The organism is Oleiphilus sp. HI0079 (assembly GCF_001635105.1).
Map to the genome: position 1 here is coordinate 1 of NZ_LWFT01000322.1, position 305 is coordinate 305.

The 305-nt window shown below is 45.6% G+C and carries 1 protein-coding gene; it reads left to right on the plus strand.

Annotation, left to right across the window (positions count from 1 at the left end; all coding sequences use genetic code 11):
* Nucleotides 1–28 precede the first annotated feature (28 nt).
* The coding region (locus A3750_RS25860) for a hypothetical protein (protein ID WP_231871711.1) at nucleotides 29–305 on the plus strand (277 nt) is incomplete at its 3' end.

Below are 305 nucleotides of genomic sequence, written 5' to 3' on the forward strand. Positions count from 1 at the left end.
ATGCGGTATCGGAGAGAATTGCTTCAAATTGAATGAGCTTCATGGTGGTGATTTCGATCTAACGCAATTAGCGACGTTGCGCGACTACGATGAGCATGAATTCGACTTTCAGCAAGATGCGCGTAAAAAACACGACCCAGACAAATACATTGAGCGGCCTTATCGCCTATATCTCCATCATGTTTGGGCTCGTGCTCTCGATGCCGAGCTTTCATTTTGGTATCTCACGCTTTCTAGTTTGAGTTATCACCTGCTAGATGCGCTTGAGAAGTCTGCACTCGATCTAGTAGATGAGCTAATACCCT